19 protein-coding genes and 1 pseudogene are annotated in these 15,432 nt (G+C 63.9%); 7 read left to right on the top strand and 13 right to left on the bottom strand.

The features are described from left to right. Positions 1-2 precede the first annotated feature (2 nt). Positions 3-368 (top strand): 6-pyruvoyl trahydropterin synthase family protein, encoded by a 366-nt coding sequence (locus VITFI_RS13905; RefSeq protein WP_089417475.1) that lies wholly within the window; start codon positions 3-5, stop codon positions 366-368. Here the strand turns inward: VITFI_RS13905 and can are convergent. Then, positions 337-1,041, bottom strand: coding sequence for a carbonate dehydratase (can, locus tag VITFI_RS13900; protein ID WP_089418173.1), 705 nt, complete (start codon positions 1,039-1,041; stop codon positions 337-339). The two genes, VITFI_RS13905 and can, sit on opposite strands and share 32 nt — an antisense overlap. Positions 1,042-1,218: 177 nt before the next feature. Between can and VITFI_RS13895 the strand changes: the two genes are divergently transcribed. Both VITFI_RS13895 and VITFI_RS13890 read left to right on the top strand, forming a co-directional pair. Beyond that, positions 1,219-2,475, top strand: a complete 1,257-nt coding sequence (locus VITFI_RS13895) for a GGDEF domain-containing protein (protein ID WP_089417474.1) — start codon at positions 1,219-1,221, stop codon at positions 2,473-2,475. A gap of 84 nt (positions 2,476-2,559) precedes the next feature. Then, complete coding sequence (locus VITFI_RS13890) at positions 2,560-3,345, top strand: SDR family oxidoreductase (protein ID WP_089418172.1); 786 nt, start codon at positions 2,560-2,562, stop codon at positions 3,343-3,345. On the opposite strand, the gene pqqE is transcribed toward VITFI_RS13890, so the two are convergent. The 6 genes from pqqE to VITFI_RS13860 form a co-directional block, all read right to left on the bottom strand. Further along, positions 3,342-4,487 carry a pyrroloquinoline quinone biosynthesis protein PqqE gene (gene pqqE / locus VITFI_RS13885; RefSeq protein WP_089417473.1) on the bottom strand — a complete coding sequence of 382 codons (1,146 nt, stop codon included), beginning with the start codon at positions 4,485-4,487 and terminating at the stop codon, positions 3,342-3,344. The two genes, VITFI_RS13890 and pqqE, sit on opposite strands and share 4 nt — an antisense overlap. Continuing rightward, positions 4,484-4,750 carry a pyrroloquinoline quinone biosynthesis peptide chaperone PqqD gene (gene pqqD, locus VITFI_RS13880; protein WP_089417472.1) on the bottom strand — a complete coding sequence of 89 codons (267 nt, stop codon included), beginning with the start codon at positions 4,748-4,750 and terminating at the stop codon, positions 4,484-4,486. The genes pqqE and pqqD overlap by 4 nt, the downstream gene beginning before the upstream one ends. After that, on the bottom strand, positions 4,750-5,478 hold the full coding sequence (gene pqqC, locus VITFI_RS13875; RefSeq protein WP_089417471.1) for a pyrroloquinoline-quinone synthase PqqC: 729 nt from the start codon (positions 5,476-5,478) through the stop codon (positions 4,750-4,752). Before pqqC ends, pqqD begins: the two co-directional genes overlap by 1 nt. A 154-nt stretch (positions 5,479-5,632) precedes the next feature. Beyond that, a complete protein-coding gene (gene pqqB / locus VITFI_RS13870; RefSeq protein WP_089417470.1) occupies positions 5,633-6,547 on the bottom strand; it encodes a pyrroloquinoline quinone biosynthesis protein PqqB in 915 nt (304 codons plus the stop codon). Between the two features lie 80 nt (positions 6,548-6,627). After that, positions 6,628-6,702 (bottom strand): pyrroloquinoline quinone precursor peptide PqqA, encoded by a 75-nt coding sequence (pqqA, locus tag VITFI_RS18945; RefSeq protein WP_089418171.1) that lies wholly within the window; start codon positions 6,700-6,702, stop codon positions 6,628-6,630. 130 nt (positions 6,703-6,832) lie between these two features. Then, the gene (locus tag VITFI_RS13860; protein WP_198301494.1) at positions 6,833-8,089 is read right to left on the bottom strand and encodes a glycosyltransferase family 4 protein; all 1,257 of its coding nucleotides are present in this window, start codon (positions 8,087-8,089) and stop codon (positions 6,833-6,835) included. 36 nt (positions 8,090-8,125) lie between these two features. Here VITFI_RS13860 and VITFI_RS13855 point away from each other — a divergent pair, with 36 nt between their 5' ends. The 4 genes from VITFI_RS13855 (at position 8,126) to VITFI_RS13840 (ending at position 12,344) form a co-directional block, all read left to right on the top strand. Further along, positions 8,126-9,511, top strand: a complete 1,386-nt coding sequence (locus tag VITFI_RS13855) for a sensor histidine kinase (RefSeq protein WP_198301493.1) — start codon at positions 8,126-8,128, stop codon at positions 9,509-9,511. A 20-nt stretch (positions 9,512-9,531) separates the two neighbouring features. After that, a complete protein-coding gene (locus VITFI_RS13850; RefSeq protein WP_089417468.1) occupies positions 9,532-10,224 on the top strand; it encodes a response regulator in 693 nt (230 codons plus the stop codon). Between the two features lie 187 nt (positions 10,225-10,411). Continuing rightward, positions 10,412-11,629, top strand: coding sequence for an ABC transporter substrate-binding protein (locus tag VITFI_RS13845; RefSeq protein WP_157725695.1), 1,218 nt, complete (start codon positions 10,412-10,414; stop codon positions 11,627-11,629). Between the two features lie 4 nt (positions 11,630-11,633). Beyond that, positions 11,634-12,344 carry a response regulator transcription factor gene (locus tag VITFI_RS13840; protein ID WP_089417466.1) on the top strand — a complete coding sequence of 237 codons (711 nt, stop codon included), beginning with the start codon at positions 11,634-11,636 and terminating at the stop codon, positions 12,342-12,344. Here VITFI_RS13840 and VITFI_RS18495 read toward each other — a convergent pair. The 6 genes and pseudogenes from VITFI_RS18495 to VITFI_RS13810 form a co-directional block, all read right to left on the bottom strand. Continuing rightward, entirely contained in the window at positions 12,341-12,922 is a 582-nt protein-coding gene (locus VITFI_RS18495; RefSeq protein WP_232476624.1) for a glycosyltransferase family protein, read from the bottom strand. The genes VITFI_RS13840 and VITFI_RS18495 overlap by 4 nt on opposite strands. An 85-nt stretch (positions 12,923-13,007) precedes the next feature. Next, positions 13,008-13,367 (bottom strand): annotated as a pseudogene (locus tag VITFI_RS18940) (glycosyltransferase family 2 protein); the annotation flags it as partial. Positions 13,368-13,454: 87 nt separating this feature from the next. Then, complete coding sequence (locus VITFI_RS13825; protein ID WP_089417463.1) at positions 13,455-14,282, bottom strand: ABC transporter substrate-binding protein; 828 nt, start codon at positions 14,280-14,282, stop codon at positions 13,455-13,457. A gap of 18 nt (positions 14,283-14,300) precedes the next feature. Continuing rightward, positions 14,301-14,639: an STAS domain-containing protein gene (locus tag VITFI_RS13820; RefSeq protein WP_089417462.1), complete on the bottom strand. Its 339-nt coding sequence runs from the start codon at positions 14,637-14,639 to the stop codon at positions 14,301-14,303. A gap of 87 nt (positions 14,640-14,726) precedes the next feature. Beyond that, positions 14,727-15,053: an Hpt domain-containing protein gene (locus tag VITFI_RS18935; RefSeq protein ID WP_157725693.1), complete on the bottom strand. Its 327-nt coding sequence runs from the start codon at positions 15,051-15,053 to the stop codon at positions 14,727-14,729. Then, positions 15,037-15,423: a response regulator gene (locus VITFI_RS13810; RefSeq protein ID WP_089417460.1), complete on the bottom strand. Its 387-nt coding sequence runs from the start codon at positions 15,421-15,423 to the stop codon at positions 15,037-15,039. Before VITFI_RS13810 ends, VITFI_RS18935 begins: the two co-directional genes overlap by 17 nt. Between the last annotated feature and the right edge of the window lie 9 nt (positions 15,424-15,432).

The raw sequence follows: 15,432 nt of genomic DNA, 5'->3' as shown, positions 1-15,432 counted from the left end.
GCATGAAGTACGAACTCAGCCAAACCTTTTTCTTTGAAGCCGCCCACACCTTGCGCCGCCAAGTCGAGGTCGAACCCAGCTTGCGTATCCATGGGCACACCTACGTGGCCGAAGTGTGCGTGGGCGGCACGCCCGATCCGGTGAGCGGCATGGTGGTGGATTTGGCCCTGTTGCGTCGCAGCATCGCCGCACTGCGCGAAACTTTGGATCACCGTTTCCTTGACCACGTCGAAGGCTTGGGGCCTGCCACGCTGGAAAACCTCAGCACCTACATCTGGCATGCCATGGCACGCGAGTACCCCACGCAGTTGCAGTGGGTCGAGGTGCGGCGCGAAGTCAGCGGGGATCGCTGCCGGATTCAGCGCTGATTCTCTCGGCTGGGGCGTCGGTGTAGCGCTGGTGGATGCCGGCCAAAGCCCGGTCATACGCGGCTGACACATCGGACAGACAGGCGCACGTCATCGCCAAGTCCTCCAACAACCCATTGTGGAGGCCATACACCCAGCCATGCACCACCACCGACTGGCCCCGAGTCCATGCATCCTGCACCACCGTGGTGTAGCAGAGATTGAGGGCCTGCTCCAGCACATTGAGTTCACACAAAGCATCCACCCGGCGTTGAGCGGGGACGTGATCCAGCCACGCTTTGTGCTTGAAACGCACGTCTTTGACGTGGCGGATCCAGTTGTCCACCAAGCCCAGCCGTAAGTCGTTGAGGGCAGCCTTGACCCCGCCGCAGTTGGAGTGCCCCACCACGATGATGTGTTGCACCCGCAGCGCGTCCACGGCGTACTGAATCACCGCCAGTGCATTCAAGTCCGAGTGCGCCACCACGTTGGCGACGTTGCGATGCACAAACAGCTCGCCCGGTAGCAACCCGACCAGCTCGTTGGCGGGCACGCGGCTGTCGGCACAGCCAATCCACAAGTATTGGGGGGTTTGCTGCTTGAGCAGTCGGCTGAAGAACCCGGGCTCACGTTGTTCGGTGTCGGTGGCCCATTGCTGGTTGTTTTTGAAAAGCTCAGAGAGAGGATTGATCATGATCAAAGACATTCGCCGGAGGGGACGGCGAAGTGTGCGTATCGGCCATAGGAGTGGGCAGTGTAGGAAGCCCGTCTGAGAACCGCCTGACCACGCGCCAGCAAGTTTGCGAAACCTTTTCGAGTACCTCTTTCTTCCGATTCCGTTGCCCCCCCAATTCCCTCAGAATGGGACACGATGCATCCAGACCCTGCTTACTCCGACGCCCCCAGTACGGACACCGCATCCCGTGTGGTGGTGGCGGAGCCTGACGAACATACGGTGCGCAGCGAGTTGCTGCGTCAACTGGTTCAGCGCGAACGCAAACTCAGTCGCAGCAGTGCCCTGGGCACCTTGCTGCTGATCGGTGCTTTATTGGCCAGCCAACCGGTTTGGACATTGCTGGTTTTTGCCACGGGGCGGGCGGTGTCGATGTGGCACAGCATGCGTCTGGCGCAGCGCCTGGGTGAGCGCTCGCCCACCGCTGACGATGAACGCCAACAAGCGTTAGGCATGAGTTATGCAGGGTTGAGTTGGGCACTGGCCCTGCTCTTCATTGAGGAGCCGTTGGGCTCCCACTGGACACACGCGCTGGTGTTGTTAGTGATGGTGGCGGTCAGTGGGTTCATGAGCAGCGTGGCACTGCTGTCGCGGCGGGTGCTGGTGATGTTCATGTTGGCGCTGTGGCTGCCTGTCATTGCACGCGGGCTGTTCATCGTCGCGGATGGCAAGGGGTGGTTGCTGTTGGCTGCAATCAGTTATGTGATCGCACAGTGCCACTTTGGTTTTTGGCAGCAGCGCAAAGCTTACGAAGCCATGGTGTTGCAGCTGCGCAATCAGGCTCTGGTGACCGCTCTGGAGCTGGCGCGGGCGGATGCTTTGCAGCAGTCCCGCGCTGTGGCACACACCAATGCCCAGTTACAAGCGGCGCTCTCTCGCGTCAGCCACCTGGCGTCGCACGATGAGTTGACGCAACAGCTCAATCGCCGGGCTTTTCTTGCCCGAATGACCGAGCTGGAGCAGAACCGGGCAACGTATGGCCTCTGCTTGGTGGACTTGGATCATTTCAAGTCGATCAACGATCAGCATGGGCACCAAGTCGGGGATGAAGTGCTGGTGCTGACCGCGCAAACCTTGCAGGCCCATTTGCGGCCCGACGATGTGCTGGCTCGGTGGGGGGGCGAGGAGTTTGTCATCTGCTTGGCCCCCCGCAGTGTCGGGGACATGCAAGAGGTGACGCAGCGCTTATGCCAGACGCTGACACAGTTGGGGCCACCGCTGTTGCCGCAGGGGGTGCGCGTCAGTGGTTCGTTTGGCTTGGCGCTGTGGATGCCCGAAGCGATTGAGTTGGAAGAAGCCTTGATCGTGGCGGATCAAGCGCTGTACCAAGCCAAACGTGAAGGCCGCAATCGCGTCTGTTCGGCCCCCGTGGCCATGGCGGCGGCCACGGCATAGCCGTGTCCCCGAACCCGTGTACTGGTTTCATGCGGTGGCAGGGCAGTGGCAGACTGCCTGTTTTTCGCCACACGCTTTCTGCCCATGACACGCTCTTTTGACGCATCCTCCGCTGAACGCATCGCCCTCGTTACCGGGGCTGGGTCGGGCATTGGCCGGGCCTGCGCCCTGGCCCTGCTGGCCGATGGTTGGACGGTGGTTTTGAATGGCCGCCGCTTGGATCGCTTGCAATCGACCCTCGCAGCTTCGCCCGAGGCCCAGGCCGATCCCGATCGCGCTTACCCCATCGTGGCCGATGTGGCCGATCCCGCCCAAGTTGCGGCGCTGTTTGCGGAGATCGAACAGCGTTTCGGGCGGTTGGATTTGTTGTTCAACAACGCGGGCATTTTCACGGTCGGCGCCACGCCCGATCAGTTGGCGGTGGACGCCTGGCGCAGCGCCGTCGATGTCAACCTGAATGGCGCGTTTTACTGCCTGCGCGAAGCGTTCGGCCTCATGAGGCGCCAGCAGCCGCAGGGTGGGCGCATCATCAACAACGGCTCGATTTCGGCTCATGCACCGCGCCCGAACTCGATCGCCTACACCACCACCAAACACGCCATGACGGGTATGACCAAGGCCGCCGCTTTGGATGGCCGCGCCTTCAGCATTGCCGTCGGCCAGATCGACATCGGCAACGCCGCCACCGACATGACCGCCGGCATGGCCCAAGGCATGTTGCAAGCCGATGGCAGCGTGCGTGCCGAGGCGCGCATGGACGTGAGTCATGTGGCCGATGCCGTGGTCAACATGGCGCGCCTGCCGCTGAGCGCCAACGTGTTGAACATGACGGTGTTGGCCACCGGCATGCCCTTTGTGGGACGAGGTTAAGCGCCGGAACAGGACAGCTTGAGCGACGTGGCCCGATCCCTGAACAACAAAGGCCGCGCCGGCACCTCACCCGCATTGGCCGCCGCCACCGCTGCTTGCACCACGCCGTGCTGCGGGCTTTTTGGGCAAACCGGGTCGGCGGCTGCGGCGTCTTTGGCCAGCATATAAGCCTGGCAGCGACAGCCGCCGAGGTCTTTTTCCTGGTCCGGGCAGGTGCGACAGGGGTCTTTCATCCAGCCGGTGCCCCGGTAGCGGTTGAAGCCGTCCGAGTCATACCAGAGGGTTTTGAGATCCATCTCCCGCACCGTCGGGAAGGTCAGGCCGGGCAACATGCGGGCGGTGTGGCAGGGCAGCGCTGCGCCGTCCGGCGTGATGGTGAGGAAGACGTTGCCCCAGCCATTCATGCATTTTTTCGGCCGTGCTTCGTGGTAATCCGGCGAGACGAAAAACAGCTTCATCTTGCCTTCCAGTTTGACGCGCCATTCGTCCGTCACCGCTTCGGCGCGTTTCAACTGCTCGCTGGTGGGCATGAGATGGCCCCGGTTTTCCAGCGCCCAGGAGTAATACTGCGAATTCGCCAGCTCCAGATACTCCGCGCCCAGCTCGTGCGCCATTTCGATGATGCGCCCGGTGTGCTCGATGTTGAGGCGGTGCATCACCACGTTCATCACCATCGGCCAGCCTTGGGCCTTGAGCATCTCGCCCACGCGCTGCTTCAGGGCAAAGGTTTTGGTGTGCGAGAGAAAGTCGTTCACCTCGCGGGTCGAATCCTGAAAGCTGAGTTGGATGTGATCCAGCCCCGCCGCTTTCAGCGCGGCGGCACGCTCAGGTGTCAGCCCCACGCCGCTGGTGAGCAGGTTGGTGTAGTAACCCAGGCGGTGCGCCTCGGCCACCAACGCTTCCAAATCGTCGCGCAGCAGCGGCTCACCGCCGGAAAACCCACACTGCACCGCCCCCAGCGCCCGGCCTTCACGCAGCACGCGCAACCATTCGTCGGTGCTCAACTCGTCTTCGTGGCGCGCAAAGTCCGTCGGGTTGTAGCAAAAGACGCAGTGCAGCGGGCAGCGGTAGGTGATCTCCGCCAGCAACCACAGCGGCGGGCCGACCACCGCCTGTTGCAAACCCCCCACGCCGCCGATCATGCCAGCACCACCCAGCGCTGCGCCTGGGCGATCTCCAGAAACTTTTCCACCTCGGAGCGCAAACCCTGGGCGTTGAACGCCGTTTCCAGCTCGGCCACCAGCGCCGCAACGCTGCGCTGACCATCGCAGCGGGTGAGGATTTCCCCGGCGCTGCGGTTCAACTTCACCATGCCCTCCGGGTAGAGCAGCACATGGCAGTTTTGCACCGGCTCCCATTGCAGGCGGAAACCGTGGCCCAGACGCGGGAGGGTGGCGTCGTTCATCAGGCGGTCACTCCGTAGCGTGTGGCCATGGCGTCGTTCATGGCCCAGAGGATGTCCAGCTTGAATTTCAAGATGTCCAGCGCACGCAATTGCAGCGGCTTCGTGTTGAAGTGGCTGAGGGTGACTTCCAGCCCTTGTTCCACATCGCGTCGCGCCTGCGTCACGCGGTTGCGGAAGTATTGCAGGCCGGTCGACTCAATCCACGGATAGTGTTCCGGCCAGGTGGCCAGGCGTTGCTTGTGGATTTCCGGTGCAAACAATTCCGTCAGCGAGGAACACACCGCCTCTTGCCAGGGCGAGCGCCGCGCAAAATTCACATACGCATCCACCGCAAACTGCACGGCGGGGATGACGTGGCGAAAGTCCGTGATTTCCTCGCGTGTCAACCCGGTGGCGATGCCCAAACGAATCCAGGCTTCGATGCCGCCTTCGTCCTTCACGCCGCCGATTTCAAACCCATCGTGATCGAGGATGCGTTGCAGCCACTCGCGGCGCACGTCGCGATCCGGGCAATTCGACAAAATGGCCGCGTCCTTCACCGGGATCGCCACCTGATAGCTGAAGCGATTCGCCACCCAGCCCCGGATTTGCTCCGGCGTGGCCTTGCCCGTGTTCAGCATGACGTTGAACGGGTGAAAGATGTGATACGCCTTGCCCTGCTCACGCAGCCGGGCTTCAAACTCGGTGCGCGACCAGGCGCTGGCTTGTTCACTCAGGATGGCGGTCATGGAGGTCTCCTTCTATGTGTCGTGTCTGTGGCGGCGGGTGTCCCCCTCTCCCCAACCCCTCTCCCACAAGGGGAGAGGGGCTTTGAACCAGGCAGCCTTGTGTTGGCTCCCTCTCCCCTTGTGGGAGAGGGCTGGGGAGAGGGGGATCGCCCACTCAAAACTCAATCTCCAGCCCGTCAAAACTCACGCCCACGCCGGCAGCGGTGCAGGCGGCGCGCTCGGGCGAGTGCTCGTTCAGAATCGGGTTGGTGTTGTTGATGTGGATGAGCCACTTCTGCGTGCTCGCCGGCAGGCGGGACAGCCAATCCAGCATGCCGCTCGCACCGGATTGGGCCAGGTGGCCGATCTGGCTGCCCAGCTTGGTAGAGATGCCCAGGCGCACCATTTCGTCGTCCGTCCAGAAGGTGCCGTCTACCATCACCACGTCCGACGTGGTCATGGCTTCCCAGACGTGCGGCTCGATCTCCGCCAAACCCGGTGCGTAAAAAATGCGTCGGCCCGTGGCGCTGTTCTCAAAAATGAAACCGACGTTGTCCCCATCCACCGGGCATTCGCGGTGCGGCGAAAAGGGCGCCGGTTTGCTCTTCAACGGCAGAGCGCGGATGCGCAACCCAGGTACGCCGGGCACCTCGAACGCGGTGCCGTCCAGCGTCACGCGCTGGCGATCCACGCCGCAGAAGTGGCCCAGGACGTTGAAAATCGGGTTGCCTTGCGTCAGGTCGTCATACACCGGGTCGGTACACCACAGCGGCAGCGGACGGCCGCGCTCGCGCAGCATGAACAGGCCGGTGGTGTGATCGATCTGGCCATCGGCCAGCAGCACGCCGGCGATGCCGGTGTCGCGCAGCGCCCGCCCCGGTTGCAGCGCGGGCGTGGCGCGGATTTGTTGCAGCACGTCCGGCGAGGCGTTCACCAACACCCAATCGTCCGGGCCACCCACGGCCACCGAGCTTTGGGTGCGGGCGCGCAAGCCCGGTTGCCCGGCTCTCACGCCAGCACATTGGGCGCAGTTGCAGTTCCACTGCGGAAACCCCCCGCCCGCAGCGGACCCCAGAACCACCAGTTTCATGAGACTCGGCTTTCAAAGAAAAAGGCGAGCCACGGCGCCAAGCCGCACGCTCGCCTTGGGTGTACCTCGGGCGCGCTGAATCAGCGGGCGGCGATGTACATGGTGATTTCGAAGCCGAAGCGGAAATCAACAGCGGTCGGGGTTTCCCAGGTCATGGTGCGTCTCCTCAGGAGGGATCAGAAGCTGCTGCCTCGGGGGCAGCCGGCCCAGCGGAATTGCTGTTCCGATGGCACAGTGTCGGCCCCTGGCCCCGGTGCTGTCATGGTCAGGCTCATGAACAAGGGCTCATGATTTTCTGGAGTCTTTGCCCGGGTTTGCCCCAGGGGGGCGGATCAGCCCCCGCCGCGCCAAGGTGTCCAGCAACAGCCGGTGGCGCCGGGCGTGCATCTGATGGTGCGTCAGGCCCCGGGCGCGCTGCCAGCCGGTTTCACCCATGCGCTGCAAGGCGTCGCGGTGGGTGTGCGCCCACACGAACAGCCCAGCCAGCGCCGCCGCATCGCCGCGTGCAAAGGTGCGGCCCGTGATGCCGTCTTGCACGCAATCGAGCAGGCCGGGGGTGTCGCTCACCAGCACGGGCACGCCTTGGGCGTAAGCGTCGTACACGATGCGCGGCTGTTCGTCGGACAGGCTGGGCACCACCACCGCGTGGTACCGCCTCAGCAAATTGAAAAACGCCGGGCCGTAGGGAACGCTGTCCAGCACCCGCAGTTGGCCGCCTTCATGCGCCAGTCGGCTGGTGGCTTGGCACAGCGGCAAGCACTCGCCGCTGCCGATGATGTCCAACGCCAGCCCTGCGCCGCCCAAGTGGGTGGCGCGGAAGGCGTCCAGCAGCACCTCCACCCCTTTGGCTGAGGTCAGGCGCCCGGCGAACAGCACGCGCAGCGGGGTTTCCAGCCCCAGCCCTTTGTGCGACCCATCGATGCGGATGTCTGTCTCGGACAGCAGGTGATCCTCATCGATCCACGAGGCGTGAATCACATGGCCGTTGTCCTGGCGGCGGGTGCGCAGGCTGCGCAGGTACTGCGCCTGGGTGAACACCGCCAAACTGGCACGGTTGACGTGCCAGCGGCCCCAGGTTTCTGCCAACCACGCTTTCAAGCGTGCCCCCAGACCGGCAGGTTGCCCGGGCATCAAGCGCCAGCCTGAGGACTCCACCACCACAACGGACACCTTGCCCCGCCACGCCGCAAACAGCGCCGCCAAGTAGTTCATGGACAGCGGCCACCAATCCCCGATGCTGTGATGCACCAGCGTCGCCTCGCCCACCGCCCGCCACAGCAGGCGCGCTGTTTCGAAAAACCGGCTCGATTGGCGCCCGTGATCCGGCAAATCCACAAAGCGGATGCGCGGATCGTTCACCCGTTCAGCCCCGGGTGGCGGGTCGCGTGGGACGCACGGGCACGCCAGCGTGAAGGCGTGCAAATAGTCCAAATGCAAGCGCAAATCCTTCAGCCACAGCGCATCCAGCCAACGCTGGCCCTGCGCATCCAGGTACACCGGCACCGGCATGACCAGCAGATATGGCAGAGTGATTGGCGGCATTCCCTCCGTTTGGGCGTCTTTGGCAGATCGCATCGCATGTTTCCCTTTTTTTCGCGGCATTGGCCCGATAGCTTGTCGTTCCGCTTGAACGGAATTATTGCCATCGCAGTTGGCACGCTGGCGCTGAGTTTGGCTTGGCAGCAGTTGGAGGCCACCCGCGCCAGCGTGCGCGAGGAGATCACAGCGGCCAACCGCGTGGCCACGCAGTTGCTGGAGCGCACGGGGTGGATTGTGGTCAGTGCTGGCCCGCAAGCCATGTTGGCCTTTTTAGAGCAACTGGGCCGGGTGCGGGCCAACGACATCCAGTTGATCGACGCCCAGGGCCAAGTGCTCTACCGTTCACCCCAGCCGACCTACAAACAAGGGCGCCAGGTGCCGGATTGGTTCCACCATCTGGTGGCCCCAGCGCCCCAGCGGCAGGTGATTCGTTTGCCTGGCGATGCCCAGCTCAGCATCGAGGCCGACCCCTCCCGTGCCATCCTCGATGGTTGGGACGATCTCACCCAACTGGCGTTGCAAACCGCGCTGGCGCTGGTGGCTTTGTTGGGCGTGGTGTTTGCGGCGGTGAATCGGTTGGTTCGGCCCTTGGCCCAGGTGGAGCAGGCGCTGGCCCGGCTGGAGCAGGGCGATTACGCCACGCGCTTGCCGGTGCTGTCTGGGCGCGAGGCGCGGCTCATCGGGGCGGCGGTCAACCGGCTGGGCGAGGCCATTGAGGCGACGCTGGCGGCGCGTGTCCAAGCCATTGAAGCCGAGCGCAGCCTGGCACGCAGCCGCGATTGGGCCCAAGAGGTGGAGGCCCGACTGGAGACCGAGCGCAAGGAAATCGCCGCCATGCTGCACGACGAGTTGGGCCAGTCTGTGACGGGGATTCGTTCGTTGGCGCGCTCGCTGGCGCTGCGTTTGCCGGCGAGCGATGGCCCTGGCCGCCAAGCCGCAGCCCTCATCGATCAAGAAGCCAGCCGGCTTTATGAGGCCATGCATGGGCTGATTCCACGCTTGACACCGCTGTCGCTGGGGCCGCTCGGGCTGGCCGAAGCTTTGGGCGATCTGGCCACCACCTTGCGCCCCAAACACCCGGGTGTGCAATTGCACACCGAGCTGGCCCCCGATCCCATCCCGCCCGGAGTCCACTCCCCTGCGCTGCTGGCGGCCTACCGTGTGGCGCAAGAGGCCCTGACCAATGCCTTCAAGCACAGCGGCGCCCGGCATGTGGTGCTGCACCTGTCGTGGCCGACGACGACCCACGTGTGCGTGGCCGTCGAAGACGATGGCCGAGGTTTGCCCGATGCCGACCAGCGGCCGGCGCGCTTCGGCCTGCTGGGCTTGCGCGAGCGTGTGCTGGCCTTGGGCGGTGAGTTTCGTGCCGAACGGCGCCCCCAAGGGGGCAGCCGCATCGAAGCACGGCTGACACTGCCTTCCTGAAGTTTTCAACCCATTTCGCCATGACGCCTCCTGTTCCCCCTGTCCCCACTGCCGAACCTGCGGGCTTGCGCATTGCGCTGGTCGATGACCATGCGGTGGTGCGCATGGGCTTCCGCATGTTGTTGGAGGCCCAACCACCCGATGGCCGACCACCCCTGCGCGTGGTGGCTGAAGCCGATGACGGCGAAACCCTGTTGCGCCTCTTGCCCACCACGGTGTTGGATGTGGTGGTGCTGGACTTGTCCATGCCCGGTTTGGGCGGGCTCGAAACCCTGCGCCGCCTGCGTGCCCGCGACGGGGCTCCCCCGGTGCTCGTGCTCTCCGCCCACGAAGACAGCGCCCATCCCCGACGCGCCCTCAATGCCGGCGCACAGGGCTACCTCAGCAAACGCGCCGCCCCGGAAACCCTGCCCGAAGCGATCCACGCCGTGGCCGCTGGCCGGCGCTACCTGGATGCCCAAACCGCGCAAACCCTGGCGCTGGCCCAGTTGGACGGCTCGGCGGCCAGCCCGTTCGATGTGCTGTCGGAGCGGGAATTCGAAGTCTTCACTCGGCTGGCGCGTGGGGCCAGCGTCCACGACATTGCAACGGCCCTCAAGCTGTCCAGCAGCACGGTGGGCACGCACCTTTACAACATCAAGCAGAAGCTGGCGGCCAGCAACCAAGCGGAGCTGACCTTGCTGGCCCTGCGGTGGGGGGTGATTGCCCCCTAGTGCCTAAAATTAGTGCAATCTGTTGAAATTTGTTTGAAATCAAACAGTTAAGTCGGGTGAATACAGGTCTTCCACAGGGTTATCCACAGGAAGCGGGGACAACCGGGCGTCGCTTGTGGACACAGCCCCTGAGCAAAAGCTTTACCCTCTCGCCCCACGAAGGATGTCGTTATTCGAAGGGAGTTTTATGGTCAATTCACAGGGCTACCGCTTGGCCCAGGCGGTGATCGTCTGCGCCGTCGCCAGCGGAGGTGTTGCGCAGGCCGCAGAGCCTGCGGGGGCAGAGCCCCTGCGCATTGGATTCGTGTGTCCTCAAACCGGTGGGTCGGCTGATTTTGGTCAGAGCGCACGCCACGGGGCCGAGCTGGCGATCAAGGAAATCAACGAAGTGGGTGGCTACCGGGGGCGGCCTCTGGTGCTGGTCACACGGGATGACCGGGCCGACCCCGAAGCCGGTCGCAAAGCCGCCGAGGAGCTGATCACCAAGGAAAAGGTGGCGTTCACGGTGGGTTTCTGCAACACCGGGGTGGCGCTGCGGGCGCTGGACGTGTTTCAGAGCCACCAACACTTGCTCATGGTGCCGGTGGCCACGGGTTCACCGATCACCCAGCGCTACCCGGCGGCCAGCAGTTTTGTGTTTCGCATGTCGCCGCGAGACTCGCTGCAATCGGCCTTCTTGGCCCAAGATGTGGCGCGGCGCGGGTTGAAAAAGGTGGCCATCTTTGCCGATCGCACCCGTTATGGGGACAGCGGTTTGGCCGATTTGGAGCGCGAGCTGTCGCGCCACCGCATCGCGCTGGTGCATGTGGTGCGGTTCGATTTGGGCGCGAACGACCTGCTCGCCGATGTACAAGCCGCCAAAGCCGCCGGCGCGGAAGCCTTGGTGGTGTACGGGGTGGGGCCAGAGTTGGCGGTGCTGGCGCGGGCACGCACGGCGGCCAAGTTCAGCGGGCCATTGATGGGGCCATGGACGCTGTCCTTGCGCTCCGTGTGGGAGCGTTCCGGCGGTACGGCTGAAGGGGCGTTGATGGTTCAATCGATCTTGCCGGATCCCTCCAACGAGCGGCGCATCAGTTTCATGGCGCGGATGCGTCGGCATTTGGGGGGCGGCACGCTGGGCTCGCTCATGGCCGCCGCCCAAACCTATGACGCCATCCATCTGGTGACGCTGGCCCTCTTCCAAACGCGGGGGGATGCCAGCGGGCCAGCGCTCAAAAGTGCGCTCGAAAACTTCCAGCATTCTTATAGTGGTGTGGTGACCACCTACACCCGGCCTTTCAGCCCCAGCGACCACGATGCCTTCTCCGCCAACATGATTTGGCTGGGCACCTGGCGCCAAGGCGCGCTGACCTACGCTTACCCAGAAGATGCCCGACGCGCTGCCATGGTGCGTCGCAAGGAGTGAAACCATGTACATCGGCATTGCTGAAGACGACCCCGATCAGGCTGCGCTGCTGGCGCTGTGGCTCCAAGGTGGACAACATCCATCGCGGGTGTTTGACAGCGCCCATGCCTTCATCGAAGGTCTCAAACGCGAGCGCTTCGACCTGCTGCTGATCGACTGGGTGCTGCCCGACGGCACAGGCGCCGACCTCTTGGCGTGGGTGCGCCAAAACTTGGGGTGGGAGTTGCCGGTGATTGTTGTCACGGCGCGGGAGGACGAAGAAACGGTGTGTACCGCCCTGCGCGCTGGGGCCGATGACTACATCGTCAAGCCGCCCCAGCCCATGGCCTTGCTGGCGCGCATTGAAGCGGTGGCGCGGCGCCTGCGGCCCACGGGCCTGCCTGTGCTGCGCATGGGCAGCTACGAGATCGATGTTCAGCGCCATCGCCTGGCCTTGAACGGTGAGGCGGTGGCCCTGACGCAAAAGGAATTCGACCTGGCGGTTTACCTGTTTCAGAACCCGGGCAAACTCATGTCGCGGGATCACCTGCTGAACAAGGTCTGGGGGCTCAACACCGATGTGGACACCCGCACGGTGGACACCCACATCAGCCGCTTGCGCAAGAAACTGGCGTTGGATGGCCGCAACGGCTGGCGCATGGCGCCGGTGTACGGCTACGGCTACCGCTTCGACCGCGTGGACAGCCCCGACACCACCCCCCAGAGCGCCGGTTAGAACGGCGCCTTGGGCATGAAGGCATAACGCTGGTTGTGCCAAGCCGAACGGGCCAGGGCCGCCAGCGTGCCCAGCGCCCGCAAAGGTTGGCGCAACCAGGTGCGCGGATGGCTGCGCAGTGCCCGGCCCAACAGGCTGAGGCCCTGGGTCAGCGGCAGTTTCAAGCAGGCAGCCCGTTGGGCCAAGCGTTGCAGTTGCAGCGCCTGTGCGCGTTCATGGTGGCGCTCCACCAAGTCGGGCGCGTAGATGCTCACCTTGGCCATCAGCGTTTGCCAGCCTCGGAACATGGCTTCCAAGTCGGCGCGGCTCAGGCTGGGGTTGAGGGGGTGTTGCGTTAACACATCGTCCAGCGCTTGAACCCGCCAGGTGCTGAGGCAGCGCACCCGCACCACCAGCTCCAAATCGTCGGCGAAGCGCATTTGTTCGTCGAAGTCTCCCACCGCATCGAACACGCTGTGACGCACCACCAGCGTGGAAATGCTGGCCATCGGGGCTTCGCACAGCAGTTCGCTGGGTGTCGCTTCGGCCCCCGCCGGCCACGCCGTGGACACCGTTGCCTGCCCCAACGCATCCACCACACAAGCGCGGTCGAAGCGGCGTAGCCCGTCGCTTCCAGGTCAGCTTGTACGCATCCACCACACAAGCGCGGTCGAAGCTCACCCCCACCGCCGGGTCGCGCTGCAACACCTCGACATGCCGTGCCAGTTTGTGGGCCATCCACTGGTCGTCCGCATTCAGGAATGCCATCAAGCGGGCACGGGCCAGGCGCAGGCCCAGGTTGCGGGCAGCCGCCATGCCTCGCCCGAAACTGTGCAGCAAGCGGATGCGCGTGTCCCGCTTGGCGGCGGCCCGCACGATGTCGGCGCTGGCGTCGGTGGAACTGTCGTCGATGACGATCAACTCCCAGTCGGTCAGGGTTTGGGCCTGAACCGATCGCAACGTGGCCGGCAGGGTGCGTGCCGCATTGCGCGTGGGCAGGATGATCGAAACGGTCGGGGTGGCGGCGTGGGGGTGGGACGTCATGGCAGTCAGGTGGCAGGTGTCCGTCGGTGACAACATTGGAACCTTACCTGGGCGCGCATCTGTCACATCACTGCAAACTCAGGGGGGTCAACGGCGCACCACAATTTCGCTCAGGCCGTTGCGTTTGGCGGCGGCTTCCAGACGGCCGTCTTGTTTGATGCGGGTGACAAAGTCGTTGAGCTGCTGCAACCAACCCTCATCACCCGGTTTGACGGCGTAGGCGTAGGGCAGGGGATGGAAGGGGCGACTCGGCGAGACCAGCCGTGCCCAATCGGCGTTGTCCAACAGGCGGCGGCTGTAGGGGTAGTCGGTCATGAACACATCGACGCGGCCCGCTTCCAACTCGTCTTCGCGTGTTTTGGGCGGGCGAATCACCACCAGCGTGGCCTGCTTGAGCGCCCCTGACATCACTGGCTCCATGAAAGTGCCTGCCTGCACGGCCACGCGCACGCCGGGCTTGTCGATGTCGTCCCAACTGCGGATCGTGCGGTTGCTGCGCGTGGTGATGCCGTAAATGTCGCTTTGCAAGTACGGCAGCGAAAAACGCAGGGCTTGCTGGCGCTGTGGGGTGATGCCCACGGCGTGCATGGCCACATCGCAGCGGTCGTTTTGCAGGTTCTCGATGAGCTTGGCGAACGAGGATTCGACATATTCGAGCTTGACCCCGAGGTGCTTGGCAAACTCGGCGGACAGGTCGATGTCGATGCCGACAAGCTGATCGGTGCGGGGACTTCGGAAGGTGATGCCGTAATAGTCCGGCCAGATGCACACCCGCACCGTGCCACTGGCTTTGACGCGATCTTGCACCGGGCCCGCATGGGCTTGGGGTGCCAGAGCGAGCCCGGCCCACAGTGCCAAACTTGGTAGCGCGATGGCCCAGTGGCGGCGCGAGGGGCCAAAAACGAGTGGTTTCATAAGGTCACCTCGGTGGGGTCAAGCGAAGGATTGGACGGCCTCTGCGCGTGTGGCGTAGATGCCGAACACCCGATGCATGCGCATCAGTTCAAACAGTGCGCGCACCGTGCGGGACAGTTCACACAACCGCAAGTCCCCCCGCTGTTCGTTGAGCTTGCGCAAGCAGGCGATCAAGGCGCCCAGACCAGAACTGTCAATGAATTTGACGCCGGATAAGTCCAGCACCACCCGCTGGCGGGACTGGATTTGAGCCAAGACGGCCTCTTTGAAATCCCGCACGTTGCCAGCGTCGAGGTTGTCGGCGCGCAGCGCCAGCACCAGCACATCTGAGCCTTCGATGCAGCTATTGAGTTCCATGATGTCGCCTACAAGGCTTGGGCCGAAGGATGGCGGGCTTTTTTTTGGAAAGTTAAGCCATTGCACCTCAGCGTTAGGGGAAAAATGTCATCGAACTGTGTCGGATTCAGGATCGGTTGCTGGCGCTGGGCGCAAGGCGTGGATCTCTGTTTCCAAGGAGGAGCCGACCGGCTGCCAAGCTGGCGTGGCCCCGTCCCGCAACGATTGCTCTGCCTCGCGGGCCAGGTGTGACAACCTTGCAAATCCGTAGCTTCCGGCTGCGCCCGCGAGTTGATGCAAGGCGCGCAGCCGCAAGTCCGCATCTTCTGCTTGGACAATCTGTGCCCATCGTGCTGGCAAACCCGCGCAAAACCGCTGTTGCAAGGCCGCAAAACCCGCCTGCCAAGCGGACGGCCCTTCAGTGGGCGCCGCCACGCCCGTACTCCCAATACATCAGCAGGTTTTGCGGCAAAGTCATCGGGTCGAACGGTTTGACGATCACCCCGGTGGCCCCGTATTGCAGCAAGTGCTCCAGCTCACCTTGGGTGGCTTTGGCGGTGAGAAACACCACGGGCGTGCCATCAAAATCGGGCAAGCGCCGCAGAGCGGCCAGGGTTTCGGGGCCGCTCATGCCGGGCATCATGACGTCGAGCACCACCAGATCTGGCTGGAAGTCCTGCACCTGGGCCAGGGCTTGGGCGCCGCTGTCGCAACACAGCACGCGCAGGCCACCCACCCCGCTCAAGCTGAACTCCAAGATCATGCGGATGTCGGCATCGTCTTCGACACACATCACTTTTTGCATCACCGTCCT

Origin of the sequence: Vitreoscilla filiformis (assembly GCF_002222655.1) — a bacterium.
Taxonomy (GTDB): Bacteria; Pseudomonadota; Gammaproteobacteria; order Burkholderiales; family Burkholderiaceae_C; genus Ideonella; species Ideonella filiformis.
This window is presented reverse-complemented; position numbering and strand designations above follow the sequence as displayed.